The sequence below is a fragment of the Pseudobacillus badius genome (assembly GCF_002189605.1).
Classification (GTDB): Bacteria; Bacillota; Bacilli; order Bacillales; family Domibacillaceae; genus Pseudobacillus; species Pseudobacillus badius.
Genome location: NZ_MWMM01000007.1, coordinates 35,073 through 47,602, shown reverse-complemented (window position 1 = coordinate 47,602; position 12,530 = coordinate 35,073). Strand labels below are relative to the sequence as shown.

Sequence of the window (12,530 nt, the reverse complement as noted above, 5' to 3'; positions counted from 1 at the left end):
TTGAAGCTGAAAACTTTCAGCTTAATGCTGTTCAGCCTGATCGTCTGTGATAAGCGCAGAGAAAATGAACAGAAGAATAGTTGCAATGATTGAAAGAATCAAGCCTGTCATAAAGTTGAATTCAGCCCCGTTCATTGAGCTGACAACATATGTTAACATTTCAGTCAATAAAAAAGTCCAAAAGAAAGTCATGATATATTGCATCGAATATCCCTCCTCCAAAAGAAGATATGTATATAAACCACCATTAATCATAGCACATAAAAGAAGCAGATTTAAATGAATTTTTGTCATTATTTTTAACATTTTTATTCATCCTATCCGAAAAAACTTTTTCTTCTCAGCAAATACAGTTAAGATATAAAAGGTAGGGGTTGTGTATAAAGGAGAAAGAATATGTACAACAAAAGATTACTGCTTATATTAGGAATTTGTTTACTCGTATTTCTTGCAGGTTGTTCAGAGGAAAAAGAGTCAAAGAAACTGGAGAAAGTCGGTTTGCTAGTTCCTGATACTATTAATGACCAAGTATGGGGAACGAACGGATACATGGGCATGTTAAAAATCCAAAAGGCGTATGGAACCGATATTTTTTATAAGGAAAATATCCATTCTCAAGCGCTGGTCGAACGGGCTGTAGAGGAATTTTCACATAAAGGCATCAATATTGTATTTGGCCATGGCAATGAATACGCCGATTATTTCAATAAACTGGCCCCTGATTATCCGGATATGCATTTTGTCAGCTTTAATGGCAATGCCAGCGAAAAAAATACAACAAGCTTAAAGTTTGAAGCGCATGCTATGGGGTTTTTCGGCGGGATGACAGCTGCTCACTTTTCTAAAACCGGCACGGTGGGTGTGGTAGCCACTTATAAATGGCAGCCAGAAGTCAAAGGGTTTGTTGAAGGAGCGAAATTTGAACGGAAAGACATCCATGTAGCCGCTCGATATGTAGAAAACTGGGATGACAGCGAAAAAGCGCTGCAGCTGCTGGATAAGGTAATTGCTGAAGGCGCAGATGTTGTTTATCCGGCTGGAGATGGCTATAATGTAGCTGTTATTGACAAATTGAAGGCAAAAGGCCTGCATGCAATCGGTTATGTATCAGACCAATCGGATCTCGGAAAAGAGACGGTTTTGACAAGTACTGTCGAGCATGCCGATAAACTGTATTTGCTTGTTGCTGACCAGTTTGTTAAAGGAAAATTGAAGTCTGGCAATCTTCATTTTGACTTTGCAGACGGGGTGATTTCATTAAGCCCCTTCAGTGAAGAAGTAGATAAAGATTTTCAAAAGAAAATCAACGGGTATATTGACCAGTATATCAAGACAGGCAAATTGCCAAACAAACAAATGGAGGAATAAAAATGAACGAAAACAAAAACATGGAATTTGTTCAAATTGCGATGAAATATTTGCCGGAAGCACAGGAAAAATTAAAAGAAGCGGGAATTGACTTTTCTGTAGATTTAATAGAGCCATTTATGGGGCTGTTTTTAAATGTTATGAATGAGGCCTATGAACTGGGTAAACAAGATGCTCAGCAAGAGAATCAATAATAGAAAAAAGGACCGCCCCAACCGTGAGGGACGGTCCTTTTTCTATCGTTCGAGCAGGAAGCGACAATATTCGCCTATTGCAAAAACGGTCTTTCTTCAGTAAAATTAGTACCAAGTCTTAATAATTGATTATATAATAAAGCACTTGAAAGAAGGGGTCCTGATGAACGCAGGAATTATTGGTATGGGCCAATTTGTGCCTGAAAAAGAATTAACAAACTTTGACTTGGAAAAAATAATGGATACATCCGATGAATGGATACGGACAAGAACAGGCATTGAAGCGAGAAGAGTTGCCGATGATGATATGGATACATCCGATATGGGGGTTAGAGCAGCTGAGCAAGCTGTAAAGAACGCAGGCATTTCTCCGGAGGACATTGACTTAATTATTGTAGCAACCGTTACTCCGGATTATCGTTTTCCTTCAGTAGCCACCATGATCCAGCACCAAATTGGAGCGAAAAACGCTGCAGCTATGGATATTAGTGCTGCCTGTGCCGGCTTTATGTATGGCATTGTGACAGCGAAGCAGTTCATAGAAACGAACGATTACAAATATGTGCTTGTTGTAGGCGTAGAAAAGCTCACAAAAGCAGTCGATTGGTCAGACCGCAATACAGCGGTTTTATTCGGCGACGGTGCGGGTGCCGCTGTTGTAGGACAAGTGTCGGAAGGACGGGGAATCCTGGCCTTCGAGTTGGGTGCGGACGGTTCTGGATTAAAGCATCTATACCAAAAGGAGTATATTCAAATGAATGGCCGTGAGGTATTTAAGTTTGCGGTTCGCCAGATGGGAGAATCTTGCGTAAATGTACTCGAAAAGGCAGGGCTTCAAAAAGAGGATGTCGACTTTTTGCTTCCGCATCAGGCTAATATCCGTATTATGGAGGCAGCCCGCCAGCGGCTCGATTTACCACAGGAGAAAATGTCGGTGACCATTAATAAATATGGAAATACCTCCTCTGCTTCTATTCCGCTCACTTTAATAGAGGAGCTGGAATCAGGAAGAATTAAAGAGGATGATGTATTGATCATGGTAGGCTTTGGCGGCGGACTTACATGGGGCGCAATTGCCATGAAATGGGGACGCTAGATTTATATAGTAATGGAATAACTGTGAAGGAGTGGAAATAGTGGAAAAACGAAGAGTAGTCATTACAGGGCTCGGAATTGTTTCGCCTGTTGGAAATACAGTAGAAGAAGCCTGGGCTAATATTTTAAGCGGTATCAGTGGAGTTAAGCCGTTAACGCGAGTGAATCCGGATGATTATCCGGTAAAGGTAGCAGCTGAAATTGATGATTTTAACCCGGAAGACTTTATGGATAAACGGGATGCCCGCAAAATGGACCGCTTTACGCAATACGCGGTTGCTGCAGCCAAGATGGCTGTGAAAAACGCAGATTTAACCATCGATGAATCAAATGCTGACCGTATTGGTGTCTGGGTCGGCTCTGGAATCGGGGGCATGGAAACATTTGAAAATCAATTCAAAACCTTCCTTGACCGCGGATATCGGCGTGTCAGCCCCTTCTTTGTTCCCATGATGATCCCGGATATGGCGGCTGGACAAGTCTCTATTTTTCTAGGGGCCAAAGGGGTTAATTCTTGTACCGTAACCGCGTGTGCAACCGGTACGAATTCCATTGGTGATGCCTTTAAAGTGATTCAGCGCGGCGATGCTGATGCAATGATCACTGGAGGAAGCGAGGCGCCAATTACTCAAATGTCTGTCGCAGGCTTCTGTGCCAATACCGCTTTATCCACAAATCCTGATCCGAAAACAGCAAGCCGTCCATTCGATGCTAATCGTGATGGCTTTGTTATGGGAGAAGGAGCAGGCATTATTGTATTGGAAGAGCTTGAACACGCGAAAAAGCGTGGAGCGCATATTTATGCAGAAATCGTTGGATACGGAGCTACCGGTGATGCCCACCATATTACAGCACCGGCACCGAATGGGGAAGGCGGCGCAAGAGCCATGAGTATAGCGCTTGAAGACGGCGGAATTCAGCCGGAAGAAGTCGATTATATTAATGCCCATGGAACAAGCACCCCGTATAATGATGAATTTGAAACAGCAGCCATTAAACACGTATTTGGTGAACATGCTTATAGCTTGGCAGTCAGCTCGACAAAATCAATGACAGGCCATTTGCTCGGCGCAGCAGGAGGCGTAGAAGCCATCTTTACGGCATTGGCCATTAAGAACAATATGCTCCCGCCGACAATCAATTATGAAACACCAGATCCGAAGTGTGATTTGGACTACGTGACGAATGTGTCGCGGAAAAAAGAAATCAATGTGGCCCTCAGCAATTCTCTCGGTTTTGGCGGCCACAATGCAACCATCGCTCTGCGTAAATACAAGCCGGAATAAGAAGCATGCAAAAGGTGAATCAAAGCCGCTCGGCTTTGATTCACCTTTTTTTATTGCGCTATTCGCTGTTGGTCCGTGCTTTTTGGCATTTTCTTTATTTGCCGGCATACATATATAGGACAAGCTGCTGCAGCCTAATCAATTGATAAAGGAAGAAGAAAATGGCCTTACGCCTAGTTGCCTTTTTAATCGGCTTTGGTTGGTCCATCCTCGGCGGGGTAAGCTGCATTATGTATTTAAATTTGCTGACAGCCGGGTTTTCTATAGGAGAGTACGTCCAATTTGTTTCTGAACGGGTGGAGTGTTATTTGCTGGCCGCTGGGATTTTCATGATGACGGTCGCTATTTATTTTCCCACAAGGCAATAAAGAAAAATTAGTCGCTGAAGGAATAATTTTACTTCGCGTTGCCCATACTTGAAGACAAATAGATGAAGAAGTGAGGAGGTTCATTATGTTATATCTTCATGATGTTTGGGTAAACTGGTTTGAAGGAGAGGAGAACGGATACAATGTGTGCCACTATCATGAATGGCGCAAGGAGGATGCCGTTGAGCTATTGGATCAAGTGCCTCTGCTTTTAATAGACGAGGAATTATTTAATTATATTGAAAATCATCTAGCTGAATTGCCGAAACAATTGCTTGAGGACGTACGCAGAAAAGCCTTTTTGAGAAGAAACCACGAGCGAATACAGCTTGAGCACTGCTTTGTCGTTACAGATGGAAAAGGCATACTTGCTGTTGATACGATGGGGTATACGATTCCGGTTCGGAAAAGCCGGCTTGTGCCGAGACAGGAACAGCTCGCTTTTGAAATGTTTGAGGTTCATCCGGTTACAACGTATGAACTCGAATGGGAAATGGAAGAAAAAGAGTATCACATTTTATCTCTTTCCCCTGAATGCATGAAAGGGCTGACGAGAAAGGAAAGACAGCTGAAACAGCTTTTATTTATGGCGCTGGATCAACTGTTTGCGTCAAAAAATTCAGCAGAAATTCGCTATTGGTATACGGAGTGGATGCCGGAGCGTTACGCTGATATTCAAACGATGAACGTAGAGGACATCAAGCGGATCTTCATGGAAGAAACGATGGAAGGGTGGACAGGCCGTCACAATCGCCTTTGTGAAAACTTGATAAAAGGGCAGCCCTTTTTCGAAAAACTGTGGGAAACGGAGCATACCTCAAAAATGAATCAATTGAACGAAAAAAGCTGAACCTGATTTGTCAGGTTCAGCTTTTTGTGCGGCAAGGCGGATAAGCAGCTCTTATCTTCTTTTTCTGCCAAGGCCCATGGCATTTTCCATTTTCTTTAGCATTTTGCCGGCCGTTTGATTCGCTTTGAGCGCTCCTTCATCAAGGATATGGTCCAGTTCCTCAGACTCAAGCAGCTCATAGTAGCGCTTTTGAATCGGTTCTAAATGGCGGATGACTACTTCAGCCATTTCAGCTTTAAAGTCGCCGTAGCCTTTTCCTTCGTAACGCGTTTCCACTTCCTCAACCGATAATCCGCTGAGCACAGCATAAATAGAGATCAAATTAGAAATGCCCGGTTTGTTTTCCTTGTCATATTTTACGATGCCATCTGAATCGGTCACAGCGCTTTTGATTTTCTTTTCGATTTGCTTCGGCTCATCGAGTAAGGAAATAAAGGCTTTTGTGTTTGGATCTGATTTGCTCATTTTTTTCAATGGGTCCTGCAGTGACATTACGCGGGCGCCCGATTTCGGAATACGGACTTCCGGAATAGTGAATATATCGTTATATTTGCGGTTGAATCTTTCGGCAAGATCTCTTGTCAGCTCCAAATGCTGCTTTTGGTCTTCGCCAACCGGCACTAAATCGGCGCTGTACAATAAGATATCAGCAGCCATAAGCGGCGGATAGGTAAGCAATCCAGCGGAAACAGCTTCCTTGCCGGCAGATTTGTCTTTAAATTGTGTCATGCGCTCTAACTCGCCAATATAGGCCACGCATTGAAGCATCCAGCCGGCCTGAGCATGGGCGGGCACCTCGGATTGAATAAATAGGGTGGCTTTTTGAGGATCAATTCCGACAGCTATGTATAAAGCGGCAAGACTGCGAATATTTTGGCGTAATTTAAGGCGGTCTTGCGGCACTGTAATCGCATGCTGATCGACAATGCAGAAGTAGCAGTGATAGTCATCCTGCAGTTCAGTAAATTGCTTAAGGGCACCAATATAGTTGCCAAGGGTGATTGTACCGCTCGGCTGGATGCCAGAAAATATTGTTTTCATAAATAATCCCTCACTTCTCAGTTGACAAAATTATAAACAAATCCTCTCTAACTTTCAAGGCAGTCCGGTAATGGATAGGAGCAAAACAGCGTCTTGCCGCTTTTAAAACTGACAGGGGCCGGGTGTTTGCCCGCTGTTTTCTTTTGCAGCCATTTTACAAACTGTCAAAAGAAGTGATCGGCCTCATCTTATTCATCAAAAAGAATAAAGATACAAGTATAGGGGTAGGGGAAAGAGATATGTTTTAACTTAGCCTATTTCCATTAAATAATAGAAATATAGCAAAAACAGGAAATGATTATGGCTTTTTGTTATAATGAAACTCTGAAATAAAAAAGGGATTCTTTAATAAAGTTATACCATAAAAGTTTTAATAGAAAAATTATTCGGAATAATTAGTAAATGAAAGCGCTTTATCACGGTGAATTATTATTCAATTAAATTCAAAACCTGTTAACAAGCGTGTTTTAGGGGATGTAACATTTGTGTAACAAAAACATATTTATTTTTTTGAAAAATTTCAAATAATTATTGCAAAAAAACTAAGAAAGTTTATAATTAGTAAAGAAATCTTCTGAATAATCAGGAAGAAAATAAAGAATAAGGGGGATTCAGATGAAGAAAAGAAAATATGCTCTTTTTCTCGCTTTATTGCTTGCGCTAAGTACGTTCCTGGCAGCCTGTGGCGGCGGAAACGGCGGCGGTGGCGACAAAGCCGGAGGAAATGGGAAAGAGGATAACAAAAAAGAATTAAAAGTCAACATTAAAACAGAGCCGTTTTCTATGCATCCGGGCTTGGCTAACGACAGCACATCCGGATCTGTATTGAGAAATACGTTTGAAGGGTTGACGCGAATCAACAAAGACGATAAGCCGGAAAATGCAGCCGCTGAAAAAGTGGATGTATCTGAAGACGGAAAAGTGTATACGTTTACAATTCGAGATCATAAATGGTCAAACGGCGATCCTGTAACAGCCCAAGACTTTGAATATGCGTGGAAATGGGCGCTTGATCCGAAAAACCAATCTCAATATGCTTACCAGCTTTATTATTTAAAAAATGGTCAAGCAGCGAACGAAGGAAAAGCTAAAATTGAAGATGTAGGTGTTAAAGCGAAAGATGAGAAAACACTTGAAGTAACGCTTGAAAACCCTACACCTTATTTCTTGGAATTAACTGCTTTCTATACTTATTTACCTGTTAACAGCAAAGTGGCTCAAAAGAATCCAAACTGGTATAAAAATGCCGGCGAGGATTATGTATCCAACGGTCCTTACGTGATGGATCAATGGGAGCACAGCGACAAAATCGTTCTTAAGAAGAATGACCAGTACTGGGATAAAGACACTGTCAAGCTTGATAAGATTGACATGCTGATGATCAATGACGTAAACACAGAGCTATCCATGTTCAAAAAAGGCGAGCTTGACTGGGCAGGTTCACCGTTCAGCGCGCTGCCAACTGATGCAATGGAAAGCTTAAAGGCGGATAAAACTTTAAATATTAAACCAATTGCCGGTGTTTATTGGTACAAGTTTAATACTGAAGTGGAACCGTTAAACAATGTGAACATCCGTAAAGCGCTTGCTTATGTAATTGACAGAAAGTCTATTGTAGAGAAGATTTCAAAAGGCGGTCAAATTCCAGCGATGGCTGCAGTTCCGCCAAGCATGTTTGAAGAAAATGAAAAAGGCTACTTCAAAGATCATGATGTGGAGACTGCAAAAGAATATTTAGAAAAAGGCTTGAAAGAGCTGGGAATGAAAGATGCTTCAGAGCTTCCGGAAATTACGATTTCCTACAATACAGATGAAGCTCACCAAAAGATTGCTCAAGCAATCCAAGACACTTGGAAGAAAGAATTAGGCGTTAAAACAAAGCTTGGAAATGAAGAATGGGCTGTCTACATTGAAAAACTTCACTCCGGTGACTATATGGTTGGACGTATGGGCTGGCTTGGAGACTTCAATGATCCAATCAACTTCCTTGAGCTGTTCCGTGAGAAAAAAGGCGGAAACAATGATACAAACTGGGAAAATCCAGAGTTTAAGAAATTGCTAGTTGATTCTCAAAAAGAAATGGATCCTGCCAAGCGTTCTCAAATGCTGAAGGATGCAGAAAAAATCTTTATCGATGAAATGCCAGTAGCTCCAATCTATTTCTATACGAACTCTTGGGTACAAAGAGATAACCTGAAAGATGTAGTGATGTCCGGTCTGGGCGACGTACAGCTGAAATGGGCTCACTTTGAGTAATTAATTTCTTAATCAAGGGTATGTGGGGAATTTCCCGCGTACCCTTGAGTTTTGACTTTCCTGCATAATATTGGAGGTGCACACAATGATCAAATATTTTGGCAAGAGATTTTTCTACATGTTTTTGTCCTTATTAGTCATCATTACAGCAACATTCTTTCTTATGAGGCTTGCTCCAGGAAACCCTTTTACCTCTGAAAAACAATTACCCCCAGAAATAGAAGCAAACTTAAATGCTCATTATGGGCTTGATCAGCCATGGTATGTTCAATACTTTGATTATTTAAAAAGGATTGCTACTTGGGATTTCGGCCCTTCGTTTAAATATAAAGGGCAAACGGTTAATGATATTATCAGCGAAGGTTTTCCAGTGTCGTTAGCGCTAGGAATTGAAGCCATTTTTATTGCTTTAGCATTGGGCGTTTTGCTCGGCGTTCTTGCCGCCCTTTATCACAACAAGTGGCAGGACTACTCATCAATGATATTCGCCGTTGTCGGCATTTCAGTCCCATCATTTATTATGGCTGCCTTGCTGCAGTATATCTTTGCGATTAAACTCCAAGTGCTTCCTGTAGCCCGATGGGATTCGTTTGCACATACCATTCTTCCTGCATTGGCATTAGCGACTACTCCGCTGGCGTTTATTGCCCGGTTAACTCGTTCATCCATGCTTGAGGTTTTGTCCAATGACTACATTAAGACAGCCAAAGCAAAAGGATTGAGCCGCGGGGTCATCACTGTTAAGCATGCGGTCCGCAATGCGATGATGCCAGTTGTTTCTTATCTCGGCCCATTATCGGCGGGAATTATTACCGGAAGCTTTGTTATCGAGAAGATCTTCGGTATTCCGGGATTAGGATCGCATTTTGTCACCAGCATTCAAAACCGCGATTATACAGTGATCATGGGTGTTACCGTGTTTTACAGTATTTTGCTACTTTTATCCATTTTTATCGTGGACATTATCTATGGATTAATTGATCCGCGGATTAAATTAAGAGCACACAAGAAGGGAGCCTAAGCTGAAATGAGCGCATTGCCAAATAAAAAGGATAAATTTGTAGTTGTCGGTTCACAGGCAGATCATGCTGAAAAAATTAATAAACCGAGTTTGTCATTTTGGAAAGAAGCTTGGCTTCATTTTAAAAAGAATAAATTAGCTATGTTTGGCGCACTTCTTCTGATTGTACTGATTACTATGGCGGCTATCGGTCCTCATATCGTGAAATATGATTACGCCACAAATGATTTAATGAATTCAAACCAGCCGCCGTCTAAGGAGCACTGGTTTGGCACCGATGACCTTGGCCGTGATGTCTTCGCCCGTACATGGGAAGGCGCGAGAATTTCTCTCTTTATCGGGATTGCCGCTGCTTTAATCGATTTGGCGATCGGCATTATCTGGGGAGGCATTGCTGGTTATAAAGGCGGCCGTGTGGATGAGATTATGATGCGTATTGCCGATATCTTATACGGTATTCCGAACCTTCTTATGATCATTATTCTCATGGTCGTGCTCGGGCAAGGACTGGGAACGATGATTTTAGCAATGACGATTACCGGCTGGATTGGCATGGCGCGGATCGTGCGCGGACAAGTGCTTCAACTGAAAACACAAGAATTCGTATTAGCTTCCCGCACGTTGGGCGCTGATTCCAGAAGAATTCTCTTTAAACACTTGATTCCTAATTCAATGGGGCCGATTCTTGTTACTCTTACTTTAACTATTCCAACCGCTATTTTCACGGAAGCCTTCTTAAGCTTCTTGGGATTAGGGCTAAATCCTCCTCTGGCAAGCTGGGGAACGATGGCTTCAGATGGATTGCCGGCGCTTGAGTATTTTCCATGGCGGTTATTTTTCCCGGCAACCTTTATCTGTTTAACGATCTTTGCTTTTAACGTAATCGGAGACGGCTTAAGAGACGCGCTTGATCCGCGGTTAAGAAAATAGGAGGAAATATGCGATGGAAAAGCTACTGGAAGTAAAAAACTTAGAAGTCGGATTTCAGACGTATGGCGGTTATGTACAGGCCGTCAGAGGCGTCAGCTTTGATGTAAACCGAGGAGAAACACTCGCGATTGTTGGTGAATCCGGATCGGGAAAAAGTGTAACTACACAGGCGATCATGAAGTTGATCCCAATGCCGCCAGGTGAAATTAGAAACGGTCAAATTTTGCTGGATGGAGAAGATTTGGTTCCGAAAACGACTAAACAAATGGAGAAAATTCTCGGACAAGACGTTAGCATGATTTTTCAGGATCCAATGACTTCTTTAAATCCTACGATGAGAGTTGGCGCACAAATTACAGAAGTAATCTTAAAGCATAACAATGTCAGCAAGGAAACAGCCAATAAAAAAGCGATTGAATTATTGGAGCTGGTTGGTATTCCAAGAGCCGAAGAACGGGTGAGACAATACCCTCATCAATTTTCAGGCGGGATGAGGCAAAGGGTCATGATCGCTATTGCTCTTGCAGCTAATCCGAAGCTGCTGATTGCCGATGAACCGACTACCGCGCTCGACGTAACTATTCAGGCACAAATATTAGAACTCATGAAAAGCATTAAAAAGGAAGTAGGATCTTCTATTATTTTCATCACTCATGATTTAGGGGTTGTTGCCAATGTGGCCGACCGGGTAGCAGTGATGTATGCCGGACAAATTGTGGAAATTGGCACAGTAGATGAAATCTTCTACGATCCGCGCCATCCTTACACATGGGGACTCATGGCTTCCATGCCTAGCTTGGAAACGGTGGATGAAGGACAATTGGAAGCGATTCCAGGAACGCCGCCTGATTTGACTAATCCTCCAAAAGGAGATGCATTTGCTCCAAGAAATCCGTATGCGCTGCAGATTGACTATGAAGAGGAGCCGCCGATGTTCCAGGTTTCTCCAACACACTTTGCCAAAACATGGCTTTTACACCCGGAGGCACCAAGAATCGACCCTCCTGAAGCTGTCCTTAAAAATAGAAGGAAGCTGGCAGGAACGTTTGAAAAGCCGGTTATGGTAATGGAGGTTTAACGATGAAAGAAAAGCTGATTGAAGTAAAAGGACTGAAACAATATTTTAACATCGGCTCTCCCAACGAAGTCCGGGCTGTAGACGATGTGTCATTCGATATTTATAAAGGGGAAACGCTCGGCCTTGTCGGCGAGTCTGGCTGCGGAAAATCAACAACCGGACGGACGATCATTCGGCTGTATGACGCCACAGACGGAGAAGTGCTGTTCAAAGGCGAAGATGTCCACGGCAAGAAATCAAAAAAAGCATTAAAAGAATTTAACCGAAAAATGCAAATGATCTTCCAAGATCCGTATGCTTCATTAAATCCGCGCATGAAGGTAGCAGATATTATTGCAGAGGGCATCGATATTCATGGCTTGGCCAAATCGAAAAAAGAGCGTATGGAAAAAGTGTACAAGCTGCTGGAAACAGTTGGATTAAACCGCGAGCATGCGAATCGCTATCCGCACGAGTTTTCCGGCGGCCAGCGCCAGCGGCTCGGCATTGCGCGCGCCTTGGCCGTGGAGCCTGATTTCATTATCGCAGATGAGCCGATTTCGGCACTGGATGTATCGATTCAGGCACAGGTGGTTAACCTGATGCAGCAGCTGCAAAAAGAAAAAGGCTTGACCTATTTATTTATTGCCCACGATTTATCCATGGTAAAGTATATTAGCGACCGGATTGGGGTTATGTATTTTGGCAAGCTTGTAGAACTGGCGCCAAGTAGTGTGCTGTACAAAAAGCCGCTGCATCCATATACACAGTCGCTGCTTTCAGCGATTCCGCTTCCGGACCCGGATTATGAACGGAATCGTGTACGGAAAACTTATGATCCCGCAGTTCACAACTATGCCGCCGGTGAAGAAGTAAAGATGAGAGAAGTAGCACCGGGTCACTGGGTGTATTGCTCTGAAAAAGAATTTCAACACCATAAAGCGACGTATTAATCACTAAAAAAGGAGTCTTCCATATGGCCAAATGATGGCCGGCTAGGGAAGATTCTTTTTTTGCGCAGAATCAGACGGAGGCAGAAAAACATTAGAAAGAAGCTTCTCCCG

At 42.7% G+C, this 12,530-nt stretch carries 13 protein-coding genes; 11 read left to right on the top strand and 2 right to left on the bottom strand.

Translation table 11 applies throughout. The features are described from left to right. Positions 1-21 precede the first annotated feature (21 nt). Positions 22-204 (bottom strand): YjzD family protein, encoded by a 183-nt coding sequence (locus tag B1A98_RS12685; RefSeq protein WP_063383963.1) that lies wholly within the window; start codon positions 202-204, stop codon positions 22-24. 192 nt (positions 205-396) lie between these two features. On the opposite strand from B1A98_RS12685, the gene B1A98_RS12680 reads away from it, so the two are divergent. The 6 genes from B1A98_RS12680 (at position 397) to B1A98_RS12655 (ending at position 5,161) form a co-directional block, all read left to right on the top strand. Continuing rightward, on the top strand, positions 397-1,368 hold the full coding sequence (locus tag B1A98_RS12680; RefSeq protein ID WP_063383920.1) for a BMP family ABC transporter substrate-binding protein: 972 nt from the start codon (positions 397-399) through the stop codon (positions 1,366-1,368). A gap of 2 nt (positions 1,369-1,370) precedes the next feature. Next, complete coding sequence (locus B1A98_RS12675) at positions 1,371-1,562, top strand: ComZ family protein (protein WP_041099204.1); 192 nt, start codon at positions 1,371-1,373, stop codon at positions 1,560-1,562. Positions 1,563-1,725: 163 nt separating this feature from the next. After that, complete coding sequence (locus B1A98_RS12670; protein WP_063383921.1) at positions 1,726-2,658, top strand: beta-ketoacyl-ACP synthase III; 933 nt, start codon at positions 1,726-1,728, stop codon at positions 2,656-2,658. Between the two features lie 40 nt (positions 2,659-2,698). Beyond that, on the top strand, positions 2,699-3,943 hold the full coding sequence (gene fabF / locus B1A98_RS12665; RefSeq protein WP_063383922.1) for a beta-ketoacyl-ACP synthase II: 1,245 nt from the start codon (positions 2,699-2,701) through the stop codon (positions 3,941-3,943). A gap of 161 nt (positions 3,944-4,104) precedes the next feature. Continuing rightward, complete coding sequence (locus B1A98_RS12660) at positions 4,105-4,311, top strand: YuzI family membrane protein (protein ID WP_041099210.1); 207 nt, start codon at positions 4,105-4,107, stop codon at positions 4,309-4,311. A gap of 85 nt (positions 4,312-4,396) precedes the next feature. Continuing rightward, the gene (locus B1A98_RS12655) at positions 4,397-5,161 is read left to right on the top strand and encodes a YjbA family protein (protein WP_041099212.1); all 765 of its coding nucleotides are present in this window, start codon (positions 4,397-4,399) and stop codon (positions 5,159-5,161) included. Positions 5,162-5,212: 51 nt separating this feature from the next. On the opposite strand, the gene trpS is transcribed toward B1A98_RS12655, so the two are convergent. After that, complete coding sequence (gene trpS, locus B1A98_RS12650) at positions 5,213-6,202, bottom strand: tryptophan--tRNA ligase (RefSeq protein ID WP_063383923.1); 990 nt, start codon at positions 6,200-6,202, stop codon at positions 5,213-5,215. Between the two features lie 615 nt (positions 6,203-6,817). Here trpS and B1A98_RS12645 point away from each other — a divergent pair. The 5 genes from B1A98_RS12645 to B1A98_RS12625 all read left to right on the top strand — a co-directional run bounded on the left by B1A98_RS12645 (position 6,818) and on the right by B1A98_RS12625 (position 12,419). Next, a complete protein-coding gene (locus B1A98_RS12645) occupies positions 6,818-8,458 on the top strand; it encodes a peptide ABC transporter substrate-binding protein (RefSeq protein WP_063383924.1) in 1,641 nt (546 codons plus the stop codon). A gap of 85 nt (positions 8,459-8,543) precedes the next feature. Then, a complete protein-coding gene (locus B1A98_RS12640; RefSeq protein WP_041099218.1) occupies positions 8,544-9,479 on the top strand; it encodes an ABC transporter permease in 936 nt (311 codons plus the stop codon). A gap of 6 nt (positions 9,480-9,485) precedes the next feature. Continuing rightward, positions 9,486-10,409, top strand: coding sequence for an ABC transporter permease (locus B1A98_RS12635; protein ID WP_041099220.1), 924 nt, complete (start codon positions 9,486-9,488; stop codon positions 10,407-10,409). Between the two features lie 13 nt (positions 10,410-10,422). Next, on the top strand, positions 10,423-11,487 hold the full coding sequence (locus B1A98_RS12630; protein WP_041099222.1) for an ABC transporter ATP-binding protein: 1,065 nt from the start codon (positions 10,423-10,425) through the stop codon (positions 11,485-11,487). A 2-nt stretch (positions 11,488-11,489) separates the two neighbouring features. After that, complete coding sequence (locus tag B1A98_RS12625; RefSeq protein ID WP_063383925.1) at positions 11,490-12,419, top strand: ABC transporter ATP-binding protein; 930 nt, start codon at positions 11,490-11,492, stop codon at positions 12,417-12,419. Positions 12,420-12,530 lie beyond the last annotated feature (111 nt).

What these genes read in the sequence shown, in the direction of transcription:
- B1A98_RS12685 (WP_063383963.1), bottom strand. Translation starts at nt 204, where the DNA reads ATGCAATATATCATGACTTTCTTTTGGACTTTTTTATTGACTGAAATG.
- B1A98_RS12680 (WP_063383920.1), top strand. Translation starts at nt 397, where the DNA reads ATGTACAACAAAAGATTACTGCTTATATTAGGAATTTGTTTACTCGTA.
- B1A98_RS12675 (WP_041099204.1), top strand. Translation starts at nt 1,371, where the DNA reads ATGAACGAAAACAAAAACATGGAATTTGTTCAAATTGCGATGAAATAT.
- B1A98_RS12670 (WP_063383921.1), top strand. Translation starts at nt 1,726, where the DNA reads ATGAACGCAGGAATTATTGGTATGGGCCAATTTGTGCCTGAAAAAGAA.
- B1A98_RS12660 (WP_041099210.1), top strand. Translation starts at nt 4,105, where the DNA reads ATGGCCTTACGCCTAGTTGCCTTTTTAATCGGCTTTGGTTGGTCCATC.
- B1A98_RS12655 (WP_041099212.1), top strand. Translation starts at nt 4,397, where the DNA reads ATGTTATATCTTCATGATGTTTGGGTAAACTGGTTTGAAGGAGAGGAG.
- trpS (WP_063383923.1), bottom strand. Translation starts at nt 6,202, where the DNA reads ATGAAAACAATATTTTCTGGCATCCAGCCGAGCGGTACAATCACCCTT.
- B1A98_RS12645 (WP_063383924.1), top strand. Translation starts at nt 6,818, where the DNA reads ATGAAGAAAAGAAAATATGCTCTTTTTCTCGCTTTATTGCTTGCGCTA.
- B1A98_RS12640 (WP_041099218.1), top strand. Translation starts at nt 8,544, where the DNA reads ATGATCAAATATTTTGGCAAGAGATTTTTCTACATGTTTTTGTCCTTA.
- B1A98_RS12635 (WP_041099220.1), top strand. Translation starts at nt 9,486, where the DNA reads ATGAGCGCATTGCCAAATAAAAAGGATAAATTTGTAGTTGTCGGTTCA.
- B1A98_RS12630 (WP_041099222.1), top strand. Translation starts at nt 10,423, where the DNA reads ATGGAAAAGCTACTGGAAGTAAAAAACTTAGAAGTCGGATTTCAGACG.
- B1A98_RS12625 (WP_063383925.1), top strand. Translation starts at nt 11,490, where the DNA reads ATGAAAGAAAAGCTGATTGAAGTAAAAGGACTGAAACAATATTTTAAC.